This window comes from Sphingomonas sp. BL-S-29, from assembly GCF_055521495.1.
In genome coordinates this window covers 4,189,339-4,210,718 of record NZ_CM145482.1, presented here as the reverse complement: position 1 = coordinate 4,210,718, position 21,380 = coordinate 4,189,339, and the positions used below count along the sequence as shown (strand labels likewise).

20 protein-coding genes are annotated in these 21,380 nt (G+C 66.9%); 11 read left to right on the top strand and 9 right to left on the bottom strand.

Annotation, left to right across the window (positions count from 1 at the left end):
- Window positions 1–187 precede the first annotated feature (187 nt).
- The 4 genes from ACZ1I2_RS20005 to ACZ1I2_RS19990 are packed head-to-tail and all read left to right on the top strand — an operon-like array spanning window position 188 to window position 4,795.
- Window positions 188–658, top strand: a complete 471-nt coding sequence (locus ACZ1I2_RS20005) for a MarR family winged helix-turn-helix transcriptional regulator (protein ID WP_465176091.1) — start codon at window positions 188–190, stop codon at window positions 656–658.
- Window positions 649–2,058 (top strand): efflux transporter outer membrane subunit, encoded by a 1,410-nt coding sequence (locus ACZ1I2_RS20000; protein WP_465176092.1) that lies wholly within the window; start codon window positions 649–651, stop codon window positions 2,056–2,058. The genes ACZ1I2_RS20005 and ACZ1I2_RS20000 overlap by 10 nt, the downstream gene beginning before the upstream one ends.
- On the top strand, window positions 2,055–3,260 hold the full coding sequence (locus ACZ1I2_RS19995) for an EmrA/EmrK family multidrug efflux transporter periplasmic adaptor subunit (protein WP_465176093.1): 1,206 nt from the start codon (window positions 2,055–2,057) through the stop codon (window positions 3,258–3,260). Before ACZ1I2_RS20000 ends, ACZ1I2_RS19995 begins: the two co-directional genes overlap by 4 nt.
- Window positions 3,260–4,795: a DHA2 family efflux MFS transporter permease subunit gene (locus ACZ1I2_RS19990; protein WP_465176094.1), complete on the top strand. Its 1,536-nt coding sequence runs from the start codon at window positions 3,260–3,262 to the stop codon at window positions 4,793–4,795. The genes ACZ1I2_RS19995 and ACZ1I2_RS19990 overlap by 1 nt, the downstream gene beginning before the upstream one ends.
- Before the next feature lie 6 nt (window positions 4,796–4,801).
- Here the strand turns inward: ACZ1I2_RS19990 and ACZ1I2_RS19985 are convergent, their stop codons facing one another.
- Together ACZ1I2_RS19985 and ACZ1I2_RS19980 are read right to left on the bottom strand one after the other, a co-directional pair.
- A complete protein-coding gene (locus ACZ1I2_RS19985; RefSeq protein ID WP_465176095.1) occupies window positions 4,802–6,349 on the bottom strand; it encodes a tryptophan halogenase family protein in 1,548 nt (515 codons plus the stop codon).
- 103 nt (window positions 6,350–6,452) lie between these two features.
- On the bottom strand, window positions 6,453–9,401 hold the full coding sequence (locus tag ACZ1I2_RS19980) for a TonB-dependent receptor (protein ID WP_465172435.1): 2,949 nt from the start codon (window positions 9,399–9,401) through the stop codon (window positions 6,453–6,455).
- A 517-nt stretch (window positions 9,402–9,918) separates the two neighbouring features.
- On the opposite strand from ACZ1I2_RS19980, the gene ACZ1I2_RS19975 reads away from it, so the two are divergent.
- Both ACZ1I2_RS19975 and ACZ1I2_RS19970 read left to right on the top strand, forming a co-directional pair.
- Window positions 9,919–10,632, top strand: a complete 714-nt coding sequence (locus ACZ1I2_RS19975) for a SapC family protein (protein WP_465181509.1) — start codon at window positions 9,919–9,921, stop codon at window positions 10,630–10,632.
- Window positions 10,633–10,639: 7 nt separating this feature from the next.
- On the top strand, window positions 10,640–11,644 hold the full coding sequence (locus ACZ1I2_RS19970) for a cupin-like domain-containing protein (protein ID WP_465172437.1): 1,005 nt from the start codon (window positions 10,640–10,642) through the stop codon (window positions 11,642–11,644).
- A gap of 8 nt (window positions 11,645–11,652) precedes the next feature.
- Here ACZ1I2_RS19970 and ACZ1I2_RS19965 read toward each other — a convergent pair whose 3' ends face one another.
- The 4 genes from ACZ1I2_RS19965 to pal are packed head-to-tail and all read right to left on the bottom strand — an operon-like array spanning window position 11,653 to window position 13,390.
- Window positions 11,653–12,129 (bottom strand): SRPBCC domain-containing protein, encoded by a 477-nt coding sequence (locus ACZ1I2_RS19965; RefSeq protein ID WP_465172438.1) that lies wholly within the window; start codon window positions 12,127–12,129, stop codon window positions 11,653–11,655.
- 3 nt (window positions 12,130–12,132) lie between these two features.
- Window positions 12,133–12,477, bottom strand: a complete 345-nt coding sequence (locus ACZ1I2_RS19960; RefSeq protein ID WP_465176096.1) for an ArsR/SmtB family transcription factor — start codon at window positions 12,475–12,477, stop codon at window positions 12,133–12,135.
- Between the two features lie 60 nt (window positions 12,478–12,537).
- Window positions 12,538–12,894: an MliC family protein gene (locus tag ACZ1I2_RS19955; protein ID WP_465176097.1), complete on the bottom strand. Its 357-nt coding sequence runs from the start codon at window positions 12,892–12,894 to the stop codon at window positions 12,538–12,540.
- Entirely contained in the window at window positions 12,884–13,390 is a 507-nt protein-coding gene (gene pal / locus ACZ1I2_RS19950; protein WP_465176098.1) for a peptidoglycan-associated lipoprotein Pal, read from the bottom strand. Before pal ends, ACZ1I2_RS19955 begins: the two co-directional genes overlap by 11 nt.
- Before the next feature lie 264 nt (window positions 13,391–13,654).
- On the opposite strand from pal, the gene ACZ1I2_RS19945 reads away from it, so the two are divergent.
- Genes ACZ1I2_RS19945 through ACZ1I2_RS19935 form a run of 3 tightly spaced genes read left to right on the top strand, consistent with a single transcriptional unit; the run spans window position 13,655 to window position 16,542 of the window.
- Window positions 13,655–15,163 (top strand): sensor histidine kinase, encoded by a 1,509-nt coding sequence (locus ACZ1I2_RS19945; protein WP_465181508.1) that lies wholly within the window; start codon window positions 13,655–13,657, stop codon window positions 15,161–15,163.
- On the top strand, window positions 15,160–15,840 hold the full coding sequence (locus tag ACZ1I2_RS19940; RefSeq protein ID WP_465172443.1) for a response regulator transcription factor: 681 nt from the start codon (window positions 15,160–15,162) through the stop codon (window positions 15,838–15,840). The genes ACZ1I2_RS19945 and ACZ1I2_RS19940 overlap by 4 nt, the downstream gene beginning before the upstream one ends.
- 3 nt (window positions 15,841–15,843) lie before the next feature.
- Window positions 15,844–16,542 (top strand): pirin family protein, encoded by a 699-nt coding sequence (locus ACZ1I2_RS19935; protein WP_465172444.1) that lies wholly within the window; start codon window positions 15,844–15,846, stop codon window positions 16,540–16,542.
- Window positions 16,543–16,562: 20 nt separating this feature from the next.
- Here ACZ1I2_RS19935 and ACZ1I2_RS19930 read toward each other — a convergent pair whose 3' ends face one another.
- The 3 genes from ACZ1I2_RS19930 to ACZ1I2_RS19920 form a co-directional block, all read right to left on the bottom strand.
- Complete coding sequence (locus ACZ1I2_RS19930) at window positions 16,563–16,862, bottom strand: type II toxin-antitoxin system RelE/ParE family toxin (RefSeq protein ID WP_465176100.1); 300 nt, start codon at window positions 16,860–16,862, stop codon at window positions 16,563–16,565.
- Window positions 16,859–17,125 carry a type II toxin-antitoxin system ParD family antitoxin gene (locus ACZ1I2_RS19925; protein ID WP_465176101.1) on the bottom strand — a complete coding sequence of 89 codons (267 nt, stop codon included), beginning with the start codon at window positions 17,123–17,125 and terminating at the stop codon, window positions 16,859–16,861. The genes ACZ1I2_RS19930 and ACZ1I2_RS19925 overlap by 4 nt, the downstream gene beginning before the upstream one ends.
- Before the next feature lie 328 nt (window positions 17,126–17,453).
- Complete coding sequence (locus ACZ1I2_RS19920; RefSeq protein WP_465176102.1) at window positions 17,454–18,131, bottom strand: arylesterase; 678 nt, start codon at window positions 18,129–18,131, stop codon at window positions 17,454–17,456.
- A gap of 59 nt (window positions 18,132–18,190) precedes the next feature.
- Here ACZ1I2_RS19920 and ACZ1I2_RS19915 point away from each other — a divergent pair, with 59 nt between their 5' ends.
- Complete coding sequence (locus ACZ1I2_RS19915; protein WP_465172449.1) at window positions 18,191–18,865, top strand: ABC transporter ATP-binding protein; 675 nt, start codon at window positions 18,191–18,193, stop codon at window positions 18,863–18,865.
- On the top strand, window positions 18,862–21,357 hold the full coding sequence (locus ACZ1I2_RS19910; protein WP_465176103.1) for an ABC transporter permease: 2,496 nt from the start codon (window positions 18,862–18,864) through the stop codon (window positions 21,355–21,357). Before ACZ1I2_RS19915 ends, ACZ1I2_RS19910 begins: the two co-directional genes overlap by 4 nt.
- Window positions 21,358–21,380: the final 23 nt, after the last annotated feature.

Genomic DNA, 21,380 nt, shown 5'->3' with positions numbered 1-21,380 from the left:
GGCCATCCCGGCCCCTGTCCTGCTTAACTGGCCGGCGGCCCTAGTGGTTCCCTCCATACATCGAACCTGCGTCTCCGTCCGTCCCTCATACCAAGGCATGACTCGAAATTTTCCCCGCGCCGCTCACTTGAAACGGCGAGGTGGCGGGCTTATTAGTTGCCGCAGCAACCATTGCTGGAGCAACGACGTGCCGATCTACACGCACGATGAGTTCAACCCCGACATCTCGGTCGGTTATCTGACCAAGCGCATCTTCCAGGCTGCGCAGTTGGGGCTCGAGCCGATCTTCGTCGCGGAGGATGTCACGCACCTGCAATGGTCCGCGCTGGTGTCGATCTGGCTCGCCCGCGGCCTTACCTGTCGTGCGCTCGCGCACGATCTCGGGCACGACAAGGGTGCCACGACGCGTCTGGTCGACTCGCTCGAGGAGCGCGGCTTCCTCGCGCGGGACCGGGACGAAGGCGACCGGCGCGTGATCAATCTCGTGTTGACGGAGAAAGGTCAGCAGGTCGCCGAGCGCTGCATGCACGGCGTGGTCGATCTGTGGAACGGCTGGCTTGCCGACTGGTCGCCGGAGGATGCGGCGCAGCTGATCGGCCATCTCCAGCGCCTGCGGACGACGCTCGAGACCAGTGTCGGAGACCCATCATGCGCCTGACCGCCCTGGCGCTCGCCACTACTGCCTTGCTTGCAGGCTGCGCGATCCCCGCGTCGCGGCCCGAAGTCGCACCCATCGCCGATTCCGCGCTTGGCCTGACCGGTGCTACCGACGCCGTCTTCCCGGCGATCGCCGATGACTGGTGGCGTTCGTTCGGCGATCCGCAGCTCGACCGGCTGGTCGCCGATGCCCAGGCGGGCAATCCGACGCTGGATGCGGCGCTCGCGCGCGTGCGTCAGGCAAGCGCGATCCTCGCCAGCCAGCGCGCCGATGACGGCCCCAATGCGGCGTTCGACGCCCAGGCGCAGGTCGCCCGTCTCAGCGGCCGCTACCAGATCCCGCCGCCTTTCGCCGGCACCACGCGGTTCATCGGCCAGGCCCAGGCCGGGTTGAACTGGAACCTCGACCTTTTCGGCCGGCAAAAGGCCGTGATCGCCGGCGCGCGCGCCTCGACGCGTGCGGCAATGCTCGATGCGACCGCCGCCCGCCTCGCGCTCGCCGGGTCGGTCGTGCAGACCTATATCGAGCTCGCCCGCGCCGAACGCCTCGCGGCGCTGGCGCAGCAGACCATCGCCACCCGCCAGGGCTCGCTCCGGCTGGTGCAGATCCGTATCCGCAACAAGCTGGCAAGCGATCTCGACGCGCAGGCGGCGCAGACTCTGCTCGCCCAGGCGCAGCAGGCGCTGGTCCGCGCCACGGCGCAACGCGAACTCGCGGCGAATGCGCTCGCCGCGCTGGCCGGGCGTGGTGTGGATTATCCCGCGACCATCGCTCCCGCGCGGCTCCAGCTCGATGCGGCCCTGTCGCTGCCCGCGACGATCCCTGCTGACCTGCTCGCCCGGCGCGCCGATGTCACCGCGTCGCTGGCGCGGATTGACGCGGCGTCGCAGGGCCGGCTGGCCGCGCGCCGTGCTTTCTACCCGGACGTCAATCTGTCGGCGCTGGTCGGTCTGCAGGCGATCGGGGTGGGCAATTTCTTCAACGCCGATGCCGGCACGGTGGGCGGCGGCGCCGCGATCCATCTGCCGATCTTCGACAATGGCCGGTTGAGCGCAGGCCTCGCGGGCGCCACTGCCGGGGTCGATGTCGCGATCGCCGACTATAACGAAAAGGTGGTTGGCGCCGTTCGCGAAGCCGCCGATGCGCTCACCCGCATCCGCAGCCTCGCCGAGGATCGCGCGCGCCAGGCCGAGGTCGTGCGCGGCCTCGCCGAGACCGGACGCCTCAACACGATCCGCGTGTCGAGCGGGCTCGAATCCCGCCTCGGCCTTGTCGACAATGACGTGCGGCTGCTCGACGCGCAGCAATCCGATGCCAATCTCGCGGCCGATGCCGCCAGCCAGCGGGTCGCGCTGGTCATGGCGCTGGGCGGCGGCTTCGATCCGAAGGACCCGAAATGACCAAGATGGAAAAGATCGAAGTGCCCGCCGAGGCACCGGCCGCTCCCGAGCCCGCCGCTCCTCCGGCGCCGCCCGTCCGCGGAAACCCCAATGCGCGTCGCCGCGGGCTGACCATCCTCGCCATCCTCATCGCCATCGCGGCGATCATCTGGGGCGTATTCCATTTCGTGCTCGCCAAGCCCGAGCAGGAGACGGATGACGCCTATGTCGCGGGCGACGTGGTCTCGATCACGGCGCGTGACCCCGGCACCATCCTCGCCATCCATGCCGACAACACCCAGACGGTCCGCGCCGGCCAGCCGCTGCTTGATCTCGATCCTGCGACGGTGGATGTCGGCCTCGCCGCTGCCGAGGCCGAGCTGGCCCGGGCGGTCCGCTCGACCCGGTCCGACTTCTCCAAGCTCAACGAGACCGGTGCCGTCGTCGGCCAGGCACAGGCCGAGCTTCAGCGCGCCCAGAACGACCTTGCCCGCCGTCGCGGCGCTGCCGCCGAAGGTGCCGTCTCGGGCGAGGAACTCAGCCACGCCGCCGATGCGGTGAAGGTCGCCCAGGCCAATCTCGCGCTCGCGCGCAGCCAGCAGGCCCAGTCGCGCACCGGCGTGCAGGGCACCACCGTCTCGACCAATCCGGCAGTGCTCGCCGCGATCGCGGCCTATCGTCGCGCCGCCATCGCGCACAGCCATATGCACATCATCGCGCCGATCGACGGCGTCGTCGCTCAGCGCACCGTCCAGCTCGGCCAGCAGGTCGCGGCCGGCACGCCGCTGATGGCGGTCGTCCCGCTCGACCGCGTCTGGATCGACGCCAATTTTCGCGAGACTCAGCTGAAGGATATCCGCATCGGTCAGCCCGCGACGGTGACCGCCGACATGTATGGCAGCGGCACGGTCTATCATGGCCGCGTCATCGGCCTCGGCGCCGGCAGCGGCAGCGCCTTCGCGCTGCTCCCGCCGCAAAATGCCAGCGGCAACTGGATCAAGGTGGTGCAGCGCCTGCCGGTGCGCATCGCGCTCGACCGGGGCGAACTTCAGCGCAATCCGCTGCGCGTCGGCCTCTCGGTCAACGCCACGATCGACACCGCGGACGCCAGCGGCGCGCGCGTCGGTGCGCCGGCGCGGCAGGTCTATCATGACGGCGCGTCCGATGGCGGCGACCCCAAGGTCGAGGCGCGTATCGCGCAGATCATCGCGGCGAACCGCTGATGTCCGGCGCCGCCCAGGCGCCGCTCCGGGGCGGCGCGCTAGCCTTGACCGCGTTCGCGCTGGCGCTCGGCACCTTCATGCAGGTGCTCGATTCGACCATCGCCAATGTGTCCCTGCCCACGATCGCCGGCAATCTCGGCGTCAGCAGCGACAATTCCACCTGGATCGTGACGGCCTTCGCCGTGGCGAACGGCGTAGCCGTGCCGTTGACCGGCTGGCTGATGGGCCGCTTCGGCGTGGTGAAGACCTTCAGCGTCTCGGTGCTGCTCTTCACCTTCGCCTCCTTCCTCTGCGGCATCGCCTGGGATCTCCCCTCGCTGATCGGCTTCCGCATCCTGCAGGGCGCGGTGTCGGGCCCGATGATCCCGGGCAGCCAGGCGCTGCTGATCGCGATCTTCCCACCGCAGAAACGCTCCACCGCGCTCGGCATCTGGTCGATCACCACCCTGGTCGCGCCGATCATGGGGCCGATCCTGGGCGGCTATATCTCCGACAATTATCATTGGAGCTGGATCTTCCTGATCAACGTGCCGGTCGGCCTGTTCTGCGCCTTTATCTGCTGGCAGAGCCTGCGCCGGCGCGAGACCCCGACGCGCAAACTGCCGATCGACCAAGTCGGGCTGATCCTGCTCGTCCTCTGGGTCGGCTCGCTGCAGATGATGCTCGATCTCGGCAAGAATGACGACTGGTTCAACTCCACCCGCATCGTGGTGATGGCGGTCATCGCGGTGATCGGTTTCGCCGCCTGGGTGATCTGGGAACTGACCGACGCCAACCCGACGGTCGACCTGACCCTGTTCAAGAACCGCAACTTCCTGTTCGGGTCGATCGCCTTCTGTCTCGGTTATGCGGTGTTCTTCGCCAACACGCTCATCCTGCCGCTCTGGCTGCAGACTCAACTTGGTTACACCGCGACCTGGGCCGGTCTGGTCGCGGCACCCAGCGGGGTGGTCGCGGTCATCCTCACGCCCTTCGTCGCCCGCGCCTCGGGCAAGGTCGATGCGCGCATCCTCGCCTCGATCTCCTTCGTGGCGTTCGGCATCTCCTATTATATGCGCGCAGGCTACACGACCGGCGCCAGTGAATGGGATTTCATGCTGCCCCTGCTCGTCCAGGGCGTGGCGATGAGCACCTTCTTCCTCGCGATGATCACCATCTCGCTCGACGGCATCCCGCCGGAGCGCATCCCCTCGGCATCGGGCATCTCGAACTTCGCGCGCATCACCGCGGGCAGCTTCGCCGCCTCGATCACCACCACCGCCTGGGACCGGCGCGAAGCGCTGCACCAGAGCCATTTGTCCGAAGCGGTCGGCAGCGGCGCGCCGTTCCAGGCAGCGCGCGACGCGCTCCACGGTCTCGGCCTGACCGACGTCCAGGCGGCCGGCGCGATCACGCGGCAGATGGTCGGGCAGGCCTATCTGCTCGCCTCGACCGACCTGTTCCGCCTCTCGGCCTGGCTGTGCGTCGCGCTGACCTTCATGGTCTGGCTCACCCGCCGCCCGCAACCCGCCAAGGGCCCGGTTGCGGCGGACTGATCCCGCCTAGATCGCCTGGAACCCGAACTGCTCGATCTTTTTCAGCAGCTCGCGGTTCCGGGGGAGCTGCTCGCGCATCCGCGCCGCCATCCGCGCATTCTCGTCGATCAGGCGCGCCGCGCGCTGCCGGGTCGTGGCCGTCTCCAGCGGATTGGCCTCGGTCTCATAGCCCATGCCGTACAGGACATATTGGTAGCTCGCGGCCGGGAAGATCTCGTCGAGCCGGTCGAATTCCTCGAAGAACCAGGGCGGCTGGTATTTCCACAGCTGCATCAGCTCCTGCAGCCGCTCCGGAATGCTGGAAGGCGCGACATTGTCGATCCAGAAGGGCGTGTCGCGCCGCTTGGTCAGCACATAATGCAGCTTCAGGAAGTCGATAATCCTGCCCCAGCGATAATGGCAGGTCTCGTTGAAGCGCTTGGCGACGATGTCCATCACCTCGCGATTGGCCGGCATCTGCTCCGCGATCAGCTTGGCCGAAAGCTCGACCAGCACGATCGCCGAGGATTCGAGCGGCTCCATGAAGCCGGCGGCCAGCCCGACCGCGACGCAATTATTTTTCCAGAAGGTCTCGCGGTGCCCGGCACGGATCGGGATCTTCCGCGCGGTCAGTCCGTCCGCCGCCGGACCGATATAGGCGCGCAGCTCGCGCTCGGCGGTCTCGTCGTCGATATGCGCGCTCGAATAGACATGGCCGGTGCCGCGCCGCGTCGGCAGGCCGATGTCCCAGATCCAGCCGGCCGATTGCGCGGTCGAGATGGTGTGCGAGGCGATCGGCGCGTCGGGGTCGTCGAACGGCACCTGCATCGCGATCGCGGTGTCGCAGAACAGCACGTCCGAACAATCGCGAAAAGGGACGCCCAGCGTCTTGCCCAGCAGCAGCGAGGCGAAACCGGTGCAGTCGACGAACAGGTCGCCCGGAATCTCGCCCGCCTGTTCGGTGGTGAGGCTCAGGATATCGCCATTTTCGGCCTGGTTGACGCTCGTCACATCGGCCAGCACGTGCCGCACGCCCAGGGCGCTGGTGCAATGCCGCTGCAGGAACGGCGCGAATTTTCCCGCGTCGAGATGATAGGCGTAATTGGCGACCGCATCATATTCGGCGGTGGTGATCATCTTGGGGGCAAGGCCGGCCTCGCAGATCGCTTCCTGCGGGCAGACCGCGTCGCTGAAAGTCCGGCCATGGCCGTCCTGCAGCCAGTGCGGCACCAGGTTCACTTCGCTGAACCCCTGGGGCAGCATCAGCGGATGGTAATAGGCGTCGTCCTCCGCGCCTGTCGTCCATTTGGCGAATTTCGCGCCCTGCTTGAAGGCCGCGTCGCATTCGCGGAAGAAATTGGTTTCGGACACGCCCATCTTCTGCAGGGTGGTGCGCATCGTCGGCCAGGTCCCCTCGCCGACGCCGATGATCTTGACGTTAGGCGATTCGATCAGGGTGACGCTGACGTCGCCCGCCGCGATCCGGCCCTTGTGGCGTGCGGCGATGACGCCCGCGGTCAGCCAGCCGGCGGTGCCGCCGCCGACGATGACGATATTGCGAACCGGACGAACCATATCAGTCGGCTACTTTCTTCGCTGTGGCCCGGGCTGCCCCTAGCATGAAAGAAAAGGGGGCCGCCAACCTCGACGGTCGACGGCCCCAGGGGATGCGACCCTCTTAGTAGTGGAAGCGCACGCCGGCCGTGATACGCCGGCCATAGCCGTACGCGGTCAGCAGCTGGTTCTTGTACCGGCCATGCGTGCTGTAGGTCTCGTTGGTCAGGTTCAGCGCTTCGGCGAAGATCGTGAACTGCTTCGTCAGCTCATAGCTCGTGCTGAAGTCGATCTGCGTGCTCTGGTTCACGAAGGTCGGTTCGGCGCCGAACCTGCCATTGTTCTGCGCCTGGCCGAACTGGAGCAGATATTCGTCACGCCAGTTGACCGCGACACGCGCCTGGAAGCCGTATTTGTCGAAAAAGCCAACGAAGTTCGCCGAATTGGCCAGCCCGGTGACGGCGAAGCCGCTCTGGGTGAAGTCGTTCGGATCATAGGGCTTGTTGGTATCGACCAGGGTCGCGTTCGCGTTGAAGCCGAAGCCGCTGTCCCCGAACACGTGCTGCCAGGCGATTTCGACACCCTTCACCGTCGCGTCGGGTCCGTTGACCCGGGCCGAGACGGAGAATTGCGCCGGCAACCCGGTGGTCGGATCGATCACGTTGTTGATCGGCTGGCGAGTCACGCCGGCAACGATGAAGTTGCTGACGTTCTTCACGAACAGATCCACCGCGAAATAGGAGTTGCGCTGGTAATACCATTCGGCCGTGAGGTCGAAATTCTCCGACAGATACGGACGCAGCGTCGGGTTGCCGCCGGTGGCCGTGAAGGCACCGATACGCTGGCCGCTGCCCACGTTGAGAACCGGGGTCAGGAAGCCGAGATTCGGGCGAGTCAGCGTGCGCGAGGCATCGAACCGGACGTCGAAATTGTCCGTGAGGTTCAGCTTCATGTCGATGCTCGGCAGCAGATAGGCATAGCTGCTCTTCGTCGTCACCGGCTGGCTGGGCGAGAATCCGACCGACAACAGGGTGGGATCGCCAATGCCCTGAGTCAGCGTCAGCGGCACTTGGCCTACGCCGCTCGAGGTGATGTGAGTGACTTCCTCACGGGCACCCGCGTTGAAGTTGAACTTCATGCCGGCGATCTCGGTTTCGAAGCTGGCGCGGACGAACGCCGCCCAGGTCTTCTCCGTGATGACCTGCACGCTGGCCGGGTTGAGCTTGACGTCGAAGGTGCCCTTGAAATTCGGGCCGACCTGTCCGTCCAGATAGTTGAACCCCGGGATGTTCTTGGTCTGCGGGTTGCCTAGGCTCGTCAGATAGGCCTGATAGTCCGCCGCGGTGTACCGGAGCAGCGACGGTGGCAGATTGCCCGTATAGCCCGGCAGGAAGTTGGCGGTGCTCACCGTACCCTTGAACAGGCTCGCGGGGAGCAGAACGCCCGTCGTGCCACCCGAGGGCGGTCCATAGCCCGCATAGGCCTGCCAGAAATTATTGGCGAAGGTGTCGCTGGTCTGGATCTTGAACTGATCGTCGAGATAGGTCCCGCCGAACTTGATCGAGAAATCGTCCTGCTTCCACTCGCCCGACAGCCGGGCCTGCTTGACGGTATCGGTGTTCTTGTTCGCCGTGTTCACGGTCACATGCGAACCGATGACCGAGGTATCGACCCAGCGCGCTTCGTCGCCGTTCACGCCGTAATTGTTGAGCGTGGGAATCGAATTCGTGCTGTCGCCGGCAATGACGATGCCGAGCGACGGGCCGATGCCGAAGCCATAGCCGACGTCACCGTTGCGGCTGTTGACCCGTCCGTCCGGATTGCGCCAGCCCTTGGCATAATTGGCGTCGGCTTCGACCTTGAAGTTGTCGGAGACGTCCCATTTCACGTTCAGACCAGTCTGGCTGGTCTGCCGGACGTCGCTATTGGTGGTCGCGTTGAAGTCGGTCTGGGTGCCGGCCTGGGTGAAGTTGGTCGGCACGCCGTTGCTGTCGAGCGTGACGTTGCGCAGGCTGCCCTGGTTGAACCAGATGCCGAAGCCGAACGAATCCTGGTTGATCGACTGGCGTGAGAAATTGCTGTCGAGCGACACCAGGACCTTGTCGGACGGCTGCCATTGCAGGGCGAGGCGTCCGTCGATGCGCTCGTCCTTGGTGTAGATCTGGCTCAGGCCATATTGCTGTTCGAACGCGCCGCGCACGCTGGTCAGGTTGCTGGCGGGCGTCGGAACGCCCTGGGCATTCGCCGTTGCGGAGGTCGGCGCGCAGTTTTGCGCCGTGCTCCCGGCCAGCTGGCACGGGGCGAAATAGGCGAAGCCGAAGCCGTTGATATAAGCCTGGTTCGTCTGGGTATCGTGCCGGGTATAGACGACGTCGGCGAGAATGCCGAAGGTGTCGTCGGCGAAGGTGTCGCTGATCAGGATCCCGCCGGTCGGAACGACCTTCTTGGCATATTCCTGGTACGATCCCGATGCGCTGGCCGCCAGGCGGAAGCCGGGATGGTCGAACGGCTTGGGCAGCAGGATGTTGAGCGTCGCGCCGATCGAACTCGCGCCGATCGAGACGTCCGGGGTCTTCATCACGTTCAGCTGACCGACGAAATCGGCGCCGACGGTGCTGAAGTCGACCGAGCGCCCGCCATTCGTCGTGGGCACGCGGCGGCCGTCATAGAGCGTCTCGTTGAAGTCGCCGCCGAAGCCGCGCACCGTGATGCCCGTGGGCTCGCCGCGCGCGCCGTCGCGCTGGATCGACACGCCCGGCAGGCGCTGCAACGCCGCCGCGACGTTCGAATCCGGAAACTTGCCGATGTCTTCCGCCGAGATCGCATCGAGAACGCCCACGGCATCGCGCTTGATGTCGAGGTTGCGCTGGAGCGACCCGCGAATGCCGGTGACGATGATGTCCTCGTCAGGCGATGCCGCCGCGCCCGCGGCAGGGCTGTCCTGCTCCGCCGCTGCCTGCGCATAGGCCGGCGCCGCCATCATCGTAACTGTCGAGGCGCCGAGGAGCAAAAGGCTGCGTATCGGCAGCGCGCTCCCCTTGCCGGTTCTCGTGCCCACCCTGTTCATGGTCATTCTTCTCTCCTGCCTAACGTCGTTTCTGGTTCGGCGCCGGCACATTTTCCGGTCGGCGCGTCCTCGTCGGCGCGGATCACTGCGAACCACGCCCCATGCTGCGCCGGGTCCTTCGGACCCGACGACACATTCCGTCACGATGATGAGTGGAGCCCCATTCATCCTCTCCGTGATGAGGTCGCGCCGTTACGCGCCTCACCGATTTTGATATCCTATATGCGTTTTCGCATATTCTATATCCTATAGTGGTAGCGCGAACATTTTTGTCGGGCAAGCGCCATATTTGCCACATTTCCGCCGTTGTCAGGCTGGCTGCTGATCGGTTGGAGCACGGGAACGGGGGCATTTATATCGGGAATGGATCTTGTTTGTGCGCGCTATCATCCGTCATTGGCTTCGCGCATGGCGCCAGCTATCATCGCGCAGGGGAGGCGCATGTCGGCTGCGACGGGCCATCTCCACAACGGATAGGTCAACCGTCAGAGAGCGGTGCGGCCATGGGAAGGCGTCTGACTTGATGAGCAATATCGTGCCATTGGACACGGTCGCCCACCGCGACCTGCGCATCGATACGATCGCTTCCCCGCGCAACGGCGACGGCACGCATCTCGTTCAGGTCATCCTGCGCGAATTCGCCTTGCTCGCGGTCGATTATCCCATCCTGTTCGGCAAGCAGTCGGACACCGGCGCCTTTTTCTGTGCCGCGATGCTCGGTTTCGACGAAGGGGAGAATCTGTTCCTGAAGCCGGGCGGCGGCATGCACGGTTACCGGCCGCTGAACCTGGAGCGCGAACCCTTTTTCGCGACCGAGACGGGCCTCGCGGTCGATCTCGACAGCCCCCGGGTGAGCGCTTTTGGCGGCGAGCGGGTGTTCGACGATGGGGGAGGGCCGACTCCCTATCTGCAGCGCGTCATCGCCACCTTCCGCGAATTGCGCCCGGGCCTGGACGAGACGCGCGCGTTCATCCGGACGATGCTCGACCTCAAGCTGGTCGAACCGATCGATATCGATGTGAGCTTCGACGACGGCACGAAGAGCAGCGTGGCGGGCGCCTATACCATCAATCGCGATGCGCTGGCCGATCTGGAGGATGCGCGGGTGGTCGACCTGTTCCGGCGCGGCTATCTCCATGCCGCGTCGCTGATGCTCGGCTCGCTCAATCAGATTCCGTCGCTGGCGCGTCGCCGCAACGACCGGCTGACCGCGCTCGCCCCGGTCGGAGCGTTCTGAACCAGCCATGCCCGCCGTTGCGGAATATCCGGCAGAATTGCTCACCGATGCCGCGGCGTTCCGGCGGGATGTCGTCGAGCCGTGCCGCCCGGTCCTGTTGCGCGGGCTGGTGCGTGACTGGCCGGCGATCGCCGCGGCGGGCGAGTCGCCGGCCGCTTTCGCGCGCTACCTCGCGTCGTTCGATACGGGCCGCGAGATGGAGGCCTTTTTCGGCGCGCCGCGCATCGCCGGCAAATATTATTATGACGAGACCCTGCAGGGCTTCAATTTCGAGCGTCGCCGGATGCGCCTCGCTGACGCGCTCGAGGCAATCCTGGCCGGCCTCGATCGGCCCGACGCCGACAGCATCTATGCCGGCTCGCTCTCGACGGACGATTATCTTCCCGGACTCGCCGACCGTAATCCGATCCCGGTGCTACCCGGCGTCAGGCCGCGCATCTGGATTGGCCACGCCTCCAATGTCGCGGCGCATTACGACACGATGGACAATGTCGCCTGCGTCGTCGCCGGCCGCCGGCGCTTCACGCTGTACGATCCCAGGCTGATCGACAGCCTCTATGTCGGCCCGATCGATCGGACCATGGCGGGCCAGCCGGTCAGCCTCGCCGCTGCCGCGGCACCTGGCGATGCGCGCTATCCGAAGTTCGAAACGGTACGCGATCGGGCCCTGGTGGCCGAGCTCGAACCCGGCGACGCGCTCTATCTGCCCAAGCTCTGGTGGCATCAGGTCGAATCGACCGCGCCGTTCAACGTCCTGGTCAATTACTGGTGGGACGCGTTCGGCGCCGGGCCGGATGCGCCCTATACCACGCTGTTGCTCGCGATGATCGCCATTGCCGAACGGCCCGAGGGCGAACGGGGCGCCTGGAAGGCGCTGTTCGACCATTATGTCTTCCGTGAGAACGGCCATCCGCTCGCGCATCTGCCGCCGGAGCGGCACGGCATCCTCGGGCCGCTCCGCGACAATTACGGCCGCATCCGCGCTTATGTGATGCAGATGCTGCGCGGCTGAGCCTGGCCTCAGGCCCCAGCGACAAAGGCGACGAGATTGTCCAGCGTCCGGTCGGTGCCGAGATGCACGCCGATCTGCATATAGTGGTCGAGATGCTCGCTCGACTGGCACTGGATCTCGACGGTCATGCGAGTCCTGCCGGACGCCTCGACCAGCTTCACCCGCCCGACCGCGCCATTGGCGTCGAACACGATCAGATTGGGCGGCGTGATCTCCCGATACACGCCGGAAAAGGGCCGGTCGGGGTGATGTCGGCTGACGAAGCGGAAGGCGCCGCCGGGGCGCAGGTCGATCTCGCAGGAACTCAGGCGCTCGCCCGTCGGGTCCCACCAGCCGGCTACCTGCTCGGGCTGAGTCCAGGCGTCGAAGACGCGGATGGAGGGTGCGTCGAAAGCGCGCTCGAAACGGATCGTGTTCGTGTCGCGATCGATCGTGAAGCCGGTCGGGTTGACGAGATCGGCATCGGTGTCGGTGGCAGTGAACATCGGTCAGTCCTCCTTTTTCGCGGCCTGGGCGGCGAGGTGATGGTCGAGATTGTCGAAGCGGCGCTCCCACAGGCGGCGGAACGGCTCGATCCAGTCGGCCATGTCCTTCATCGCCTCGGCGCGCAGCCGTCGCGGCCGGCGCTGCGCATCGCGGCCACCCTCGATCAGGCCGGCATTTTCCAGCACCTTGAGATGCTTCGAGATGGTCGGCTGGCTGAGCGAGAAGGGCCGCATGAGCTCGGAGACGGTCGCCTCGCCCAGGCTCAGCCTGGCCAGGATCGCCCGGCGGGTTGGATCGCCGAGAGCGGAAAAGACTGCGTCGAGGCTGGGGTCGGTTTGCATCGCCATTTGGCTATATAGCTAAATGGCGATGCATGAGTCAAGGCATCTGCCGGACGCTGGGCGACGTCACCTGTTGATGCGGAAGCCGGTTTCAGTGCAGCCCTGGTACGGCCCGTCACCCGCGCCGATCAGCACGGCACGATCCTCGTCCTGGGCGAAGGCGACCCGTTTGGATCCATAACGGACGCCCACCGACGACGGGCGCTTCTCCAGCTCGTAGCTATACCCCTTGGTATCGATCCGGACCCGGTCCTGGGAGAAGGCCGCGGAAAAGGATTTGCCCGCGTCGCAGTCATATTGACGCTCGTCGGTCGAGCTATCGTCGCTATATCGCTGGGCGCAGGCGGCAACGGTCCAGCAGGCAAGCGTCGCGGCCAGGATCGCTGTCCCGCGCCGATAGCCACATCCTCGGTCAGCTGCCATTGTTCCCGATCACGATCGATACCGCCCGGCGATTGGCCGCATAGGACCCCTCGTCGGATCCGAGCGCCTCGGGGCGCTCCTTGCCATAGGAGATGGTGCGGATTCGCGTCGGCGCAATCCCTTCGGCGGTCAGGAAGGCCGCGGCGGCGCGGGCGCGGCGGTCGCCCAGCGCGAGATTATAGTCGCGCGTGCCCCGCTCGTCGCAATGGCCTTCGATCGAGAAGCCGATGTCCGGGTGCTGCCGCAGCCATTCGGCCTGCCGCGCCAGTGTCTGGCGGGCCTCGGGTTCGAGCGTGAAGGAATCATAGCCGAAGAGCACCCGGTCGCTCCCTGCCGCGGCAACCAGGCTGGCCTGCAGGCCGGACAGGCTGTCCGGCGCGGTATAGGCCTCGCCGGCGCCCGGCGCATAGCTGTTGCCGTCGACCGGCAGTTTCTTGCTCGCGCAGCCGGCAAGCATCGCGGCGCCGATCGCGGCGGTCAGGACCATCTTGTTCATCATTCTTCCCCCCAAGGGACAGCGTTCGCTCTCTCCCTAGGGCTGCGCGGGCAGGGAGCGTTACTATAGGTTTTTTATGCATGGACGGGTCGGCCGGGCGGCGCCTATCCCGATTGGGCGAGCACCGCCGTGCCCCCCGGCACGGACCCTCCTCCTGAAAGGCGGTGCTCCACCCACCACGGCGGCGGGCGGGCATTCGCTCCCGACAGGCCCGCCTCAGCCGCCGTGGACCAAACCCGGTGATGAGGGCAAACACGCTAGTCGATGACGGAATCTCCCACCTCGCTGCTCGGCACCATGCGCAAGGTGAAGCTGCATCTGAGCAGCGGTCAGTTCCTGCTCACGCTCCTGCTCGTCACCGTGTCCGCCACCGGTTCCTTCGCCGCAGCCCGCTATGGCGAGGTGGCGGCGGCGCTGGTCTTCGTTCTCGGCATTACCGTCACGGGCGCGTTGTGCGGTCTGGCCTCTGCGCTGATCGCCGCGCTGGTCGGCTTCCTGATCTACAATTTCTACCTGACGGAGCCGGTGCTGACCTTCCGGCTGGCGACGGGCAGCGACATCGCGCCGCTGGTCATCTTCAACCTGTGCGCCCTGGTGTCGGGCGTGCTCGCCGGCCGGCTCAAGGATCATGCCGAGGCGGCGCGGTCGAGCAATCTCCAGCTCAACAGTCTGCTCGAGCTGAGCCGCGAACTTCAATCCACCCAGCGCCCGGAGGATGTGGTCGCGACCGTCGACGGGGCGGCCCATGAAATCCTCGGCGCGCGGATTTCGCTGTTCCGCGCCGAGGGACGGACCGCGGTTCCGCTCGACCTGGTGGAGCGCGACGATCGCTGGCAGGCCCTGGCCCAGGCCTTGCTGTCGGGTCCGGCACTGACGCTCAACGACGGAAATCTCATCGGTCGCCGTCTCGAAGGCAGCACCGGCCTCCCCATCCTGATGATCGTCGAGCCGCTCCGCCCACGCGGGATCGAACCCGCATTCGTCGACGCGCTCGGCAACATGGTCGCGCTCGCGCTCGAGCGCGCGGCCCTGTCCGAACGGATGACCGAGCGTCAGGCCTCGGCCCGGGCCGAGGAACTGAAGACGGCGCTGCTTGCGTCGGTCAGCCATGATTTCCGCACCCCGCTGACCGCGATCTGCGCATCGGCCTCCAGCCTGATCACCTATGGCGAGAAGCTCGATCCGGAAACCTCGCTTCGCCTGTTGCGGGGCATCGTCGAGGAAGGCGAGCGGCTCAACCGCTACACCGCCAACCTGCTTGAGATGAGCCGGCTCGAAACGCGTGGAGAGCCTGCCTCGCTCCAGGTGCTCGGCGTGTCCGAGATGGTCGCGACGGCGGTCCAGCGAGTCAGGTCTCGGGCCGGCGCGCGGTCGATTGCCCTGGAGGACCGGGCATCCGAGCTTCAGATCGCCGCGAACCCGGCCCTGTTCGAGCTCGTCCTGATCAACATCCTCGACAATGCGATCACCTATAGCGAGGACGGCACCCGCATCCGCATCGGCATATCCGGGGCGGAGGATATTTGCCGCATCGCCATCGCCGATGAAGGCTATGGCATCCCGGAACAGGATGCCGAGCGTGTGTTCGACCGCTTCCACCGCGTCGCGCGCAGCGAGGCGTCGCCGCGCGGCAGCGGTCTGGGCCTCGCCATCGCCAAGGGGTTCGTCGAGGCGCTGGGTGGCACCATCGGCGCGACGATTCCCGGCATCGAGGGACGCGGCACCTGCATCACCATTCGCCTTCCGCTTGCCATGGGGAGCGACCGCTCATGACTCATATCCTGCTTGTCGATGACGAGCCGTCGCTCATCGCCGTGCTTCAGCCCGTCTTGGGCGCCGCGGGCTATAAAGTGCGCGTCGCCTCCGATGGCAGCAGCGCCTCGCGCCTGGCCCTGGATGAGCGGCCGGACGTCGTCCTGCTCGATCTCGGTCTGCCCGACATGGACGGCAAGGAAGTTATCCGGCGGATTCGTGCGGCCAGCGCGGTGCCGATCATCGTGATCTCCGCGCGGCACCAGGAGGCGGAGAAGATCGCCGCGCTCGACAATGGCGCGGACGATTACGTCAACAAGCCGTTCGAGATCGGCGAGCTGATGGCGCGCATCCGCGCCGCGATCCGCCGCGGCAAGAGCCTGGAGAGCGAGCCGGAAACCTATTCGGGTGCTCCGCTCGAGATCAATTTCGCGGCGCGCCAGGTCAGGCTGGACGGCGATGTGGTCAGGCTTTCTCCGAAGGAGTTCGATCTTCTGCGCGTGCTCGCGCTCAGCGCCGGCCAGGTGGTGACTCACAAAAGGCTGCTCGCCGCCGGCTGGGGATCGGAGGGTGCCGACAGCCAGTATCTGCGCGTCTATATCGGCCTGCTGCGCCAGAAGATCGAGGAGGATCCCAGCGATCCCCGGCTGCTGCTGACTGAACCCGGCGTCGGCTATCGCCTGACGCCGGGCGTGTGAGCGATGGTCGTGTTGCGCGCGCGTGACGAGCTGGGACGGAGCCGCCTGCCCGGGCTGGAGGCGCTGCATCATTTCTCGTTCGGGCAATATCAGGATTCCGCGCGCGGCCATTGGGGTGCGCTGACCACGCTCAACCACAATATCCTCGAACCGCGTGCCGACATGCCGCCGCACGCCATCGACGGGGTCGATATCCTGACGATCGTGCGCAAGGGCGTGATCGCGCATCACGTCAACATGGATGCCGTCGACCGGACATTGGCGGGGGAAGTGCAATTGCTCTGTCCCGGACGCGGTATCACGCATGCCCAGAGCAATCCTGGCGCCAGGCCCGCGGAATTCGTCGAGATCCGGCTGCGCATGGAAACGGTGCCGGAGCGTGTGCAGCGGCGCATCGTGAAATTCCCCAACCGCGCCCACACCGGCCGCCTCGCGCTCCTCGCCAGCGGCTTTCCGCAGGATCGCCTTGCCATGCCGCTGCAATCGCATGCGCGGGTGTTCGGCGCCCGCCTGCCGGCCAGGGGAGCGATCGATTATGCGCTCACCCGGTCGCGCCATGCCTATGTGATGGCGCTGGCCGGCACGGTGGACGTCAACGGCCAGGCCATCGGCCCGCTCGAAGGCGCCGCGATCACTAACGAAACCGCCATCCGCATCGAATCGCGCAAGTTCGCGGAGATATTGCTGATCGACACGCGCTGAGCGAGGGGTGGCCGGGTCGATCAATCGTCGGGGAACAACAGCGCCTCGTAGTCACGCGCACCATGAAGGACATGGATGACGGTCACGCGGTCCGGCTCCGCTCGATAGAAGATCAGGTAGCTGCCGTGCGCGCGGCGGCGAATGCCAAGATGCGCGTGACGGGGCACCAGTGGAAAGCCTTGAGGAAGGTCACCCAGTTGCCGCGCCTTGTCGAGCAACTCTCGTATGAAACTGCGGGCACGATCCGGATTGTCCCGCGCGATATAGTCGCCGATCCGCTCCAGATCGCCAAGCGCTTCGTCAGTCAGGACAACCTTCACCGCGCCTCGCGCGTTTCCGGCATCGACGCATATTTCGCGTCGAGCATCGCTGCTGCAGCGTCCAGGCTCTGGATTCGCCCGGCGTCAGCGTCGGCAATGCCACGCGTTATGGATGCGTCCAGCGCGGCAAGACGAGTCTCACGCTCGTGAATGAGACGAACCCCTTCGCGCAGGATTTCGCTACGCGAGTTGTAACGGCCCGTTTTGACGAGTTGGCCGACGAAATTTTCGAGATGGTTTCCGAGGTCGACGCTGCTGGCCATGGGGCATTCTCCAAGTACATTATATCGCGGATGGATAATAGTTATCAAGGTTGGGATTGATTCAACTCGGTCCAAATAGCTGCATGATGCTGCCGGCTGCGTGTTCCACAGGCAGCCACCGCGCTCTTTGACATGACCGACCGAAAAGGCGCCCCGTACGCCGCCTGCCCACCCTGCTATTGGCATGGCGTTACCCTGTTATGGCGAAATTCTACCCTGTTCCGCAGAACAGGGTAGATTCCAATAAGCATTTGATATTTATACGAAATAAGGCGTCCAAAATCCAACGTGACAGGGGAAAATTTTTCCCTTCCCTGCTTTTTCCCTGTTAACGGGCCGGAACAGGGAAAAGTGGAGCCTTCCGCCGTAGCGCGGCTCCTATGCTCGGCAGCGTCCTGCGCACCACGATCGCGACGCCCTTCGCATTGGGGTGCAGCCCGTCGGCCTGGATCAGGGCCCGGTTGCCCGCCACGCCCTCGAGGAAAAAGGGATAGAGCGGTGCGCCATGGCGCTTCGCAAGGCGCGGATAGATGCTCTCGAACGCGCCGCGATAGTCGGCGCCGAGATTGGGCGCGGCGCGCATGCCCATGACCAGCACCGGGATCTGCCGCCGCTTCAGCTCCGCCAGGATCCGGTCGAGATTGCTTGCAACCTGATCGGTCGGCAGGCCGCGCAGCATGTCGTTCGCGCCAAGCTCCAGCAGCACGAGATCGGGCTTCCGGCCGAGCCCGCGCAGGCCCCACAACAACCGTGCCCGTCCCTGAGCGGCAGTGTCGCCCGACACCCCGCCATTGCGCACCTCGGCATCGACCCCGGCTTGCCGGAGCGCCCGTTGCAGCTGCGGCACATATCCCTGGTCGGGCGGCAGGCCGAGGCCCGCCATCAGGCTGTCGCCGAACGCCCAGACCAGCTTTTTGGGCGGCGCCGGTGCGGCGGCGGTCAGCGCCAGCAACAGGCCGAGTTGGACAAGTCGGCGAAGCACGCCATATCCCGGGAATCGTGGCATCATCATCTTCTTCCGCATCGGCCGGTATCCCGGATAGCCCCACACCTCCCGAAAGCAACGTGATCGTTGCCGCCGGGGTCACGCTCGCGCTCGGGCAACCGCCCGCCCGGGTCCAGATTCTGCACGGGATCGACCTGTCGGTCGCAACCGGGGACAGCGTCGCGCTGCTCGGGCCGTCGGGGTCGGGCAAGTCGTCGCTGATGGCGATCCTGTCCGGGCTGGAGCGGCCGAGCAGCGGCGCGGTCGGCGTCACCGGGCTGGATTTCGCCACGCTCGACGAGGATGCGCTGGCGGTCGCGCGACGCGGCCGGATCGGCATCGTGCTCCAGGCCTTTCACCTGCTGCCGACCATGACCGCGCTGGAGAATGTCGCCGTCCCGCTCGAACTGGCCGGCGAGCGCGATGCGTTCGCGCGCGCCGCGGCCGAGCTGGAAGGCGTGGGGCTGGGCCACCGGCTCGACCATTATCCCGCCCAGCTTTCCGGCGGCGAGCAGCAGCGCGTCGCCATCGCCCGCGCGCTCGCCCCTCGCCCGGCCTTGCTGTTCGCCGATGAGCCGACCGGCAATCTCGACACCGCGACGGGTGCCGCGATCATGGACCTGCTCTTCGCGCGGCACCGCGACACCGGCGCGACCCTGTTCGTGATCACGCATGATCCCGCGCTGGCGGCACGCTGCGCCCGGGTGATCGAGCTGGCCGACGGCCGCATCGTCGCTGACCGGCGCCGCGCGTGAGGCTCGCCTGGCGGCTGGCGCTGCGGGACCTGAGACGGGGCGGGCGCGGCCTGATGCTGCTCGCGCTCTGCCTGTTCCTCGGCACTGCCGCGCTCGCCGGGATTGGCAGCCTCTCGGCGAGCATCCTCTCCGCGCTCGAAGGGCAGAGCAGGGCGATGCTCGGGGGCGACCTGCAGATGCGTATCTCGCAGCGCCGCGCGACGGTCGAGGAAAGCGCCGCCTTCGCCGCGCGCGGCCGCATGTCGGAGACCGTCGGCATGCGCGCGATGGTCCAGCCCGAGGACGGCGCGACGCCGACCTTGATCGACCTCAAGGGCGTCGATGATCGCTGGCCGCTCGTCGGCAGCTTCAGGCTCGAGCCCGGCGCCTTTGCGTCGCGCCCGCACGGCCGTCAGGCGGCCATCGCGCCCGCGCTCGCTGACCGACTGGGGCTGAAGGTCGGCGACCATATCCGCATCGGCACCGCGCGCCTCGCGGTGATCGGCATCATCGCCGAGGAGCCCGACGCGCTCGGCGACGGCTTCAGCTTCGGCCCGCGCGTGATCGTCGACATGGCCGGGCTCGACGCGACCAATGCGGTGCAACCCGGCAGCCTGTACGAGAGCCGCTACCGCCTCGCGCTGCCGCCGGGCGTCAATGCCGAGGCGCTGGGCAAGCGTCTGACCGCGCGCTTCCCGGGGGCGGGCTGGTCGGAACGCACCGCCGACAGCGCCGCGGGGGGGCTCCGGCGCGGCATCGCCCAGCTCGGCCAGTTCCTCCTGCTCGTCGGCCTCGCCGCGCTGGCCATTGCCGGGGTCGGCGTGGGCAGCGGCGTCAGCGCCTATCTCGCCGGCAAGACCCCGATCATCGCGACGCTCAAGGTGCTCGGCGCACGCTCCAGCACCATCGCCTCGATGTTCCTGATCCAGCTTGGCCTGGTCGCGGGTGCCGGCATCGGCAGCGGCTTGATCCTCGGCGCGGCCGTGCCGCCGATCGTCGCGGCCGTTGCCGGCGACGCATTGCCTGTACCGCCACGCCTCGGCCTCTATCCCGTGCCCTTGCTGAGCGCAGCGGCGCTGGGCCTGATCGTCGGCATCCTCTTCGCGCTTCCCGCACTGGCCCGGGCACGGAGTGTCCCGGCAGCGCGATTGCTGCGCGGCGCGGTCGCGCGCCGTCGCCTGCCGTCCTGGCGGGTGATCGGGGCGATGGCCGGGCTGCTCGTCGCGCTCGTCGCGCTCGCCGTGCTGACGGCATCCGATCCGATCCTGGCGCTCGGCTTCGTTGGTGCGATCGCCGTCCTCATCGTCGCGCTCTGGCTGATCGGCCTGGCGCTCCGGCGCGGCATTGCCCGGCTGCCTCGTCCCCGCCGGCCGCTGCTGCGCATGGCGCTGGCCAATCTCCACCGCCCTGGCGCACAGACCGACCGGCTGGTGGTCGCGCTGGGGCTCGGCTTCTCGCTGTTCGTCGCGCTGGCGGTGATCGACACCAGCCTGTCGAGCGAGATGGCCAATGCCGCCCCGGCCAAGGCGCCGCGCTTCTTCGCGATCGATCTCCAGCCCGAGGATGCGGGCATCTTCCGCGCCGCGGTCAGGCGCGCCGCGCCGGACGCGCGGTTCGAGGCGACGCCGTCGCTGCGCGGCTCGGTCGTGGCGCTCAAGGGCCGGCGCGTGACCGACATGAAGAACCTGCCCGAGGATGCCTGGGTGCTCCGCGGCGACCGCACCATCACCTGGGCAGCAACCTTGCCCGCGCGTAACACGATCAGCGCCGGCAGATGGTGGCCGGCCGGCTATCGCGGCCCGCCACTCGTCTCGATCGAGGACAAGGCCGCTGCGTCGCTCGGCCTGAAGGTCGGCGACGAGATCACCGTCGCCGTGCTCGGCGTCGACGTGCCGGCCCGCATCGCCGCGCTGCGCACGATCGACTGGAGCGGGCTCGGCCTCAACTTCGCGATCGTCTTCTCGCCCGGCCTGATCGAGGAAGCGCCGCACAGCCTGCTCGCCAGCGTCTATGCCCCGCCCGGTCGCGACGGGCCGATCGCGCGCGAGGTCGGCGCGGTCCTGCCTTCGGTCACCCTGATCCGCGTCGGCGATGTGATCGGGCAGCTCGGCGAACTGCTCGGCCGCATCGCCTTCGCCGTCCGTGCGGCGGCGGCGGTTACCGTCGCCGCCGGCGTTGCGGTGCTGGTCGGCGCGGTCGCCGCCTCGGCCCGCGCCCGGCGGATGGATGCGGTGATCCTCAAGCTGCTCGGCGGCAGCCGGGCTCAGGTGCTGGGCGTGCAGGCGATGGAATATGCGCTGCTCGGGCTGCTCCTTGCCGGCGTGGCACTGGCGATCGGGGCGGGGGCAGGGTGGTATGTCGTCGTCCAGGTCTTCGGCCTGCCCTGGGCGCCCGACTGGGGGTTGGTCGCGTTGACTCTCATGGCGTCGGTCCTGGTGACGCTGAGCATCGGGGTCGTCGGCAGCCTGCCGGTGCTCAACGTGCGGCCGGCGCGCGCGCTGCGGGAGGATTGAGGCCGATACGCAAGATCAAGGCC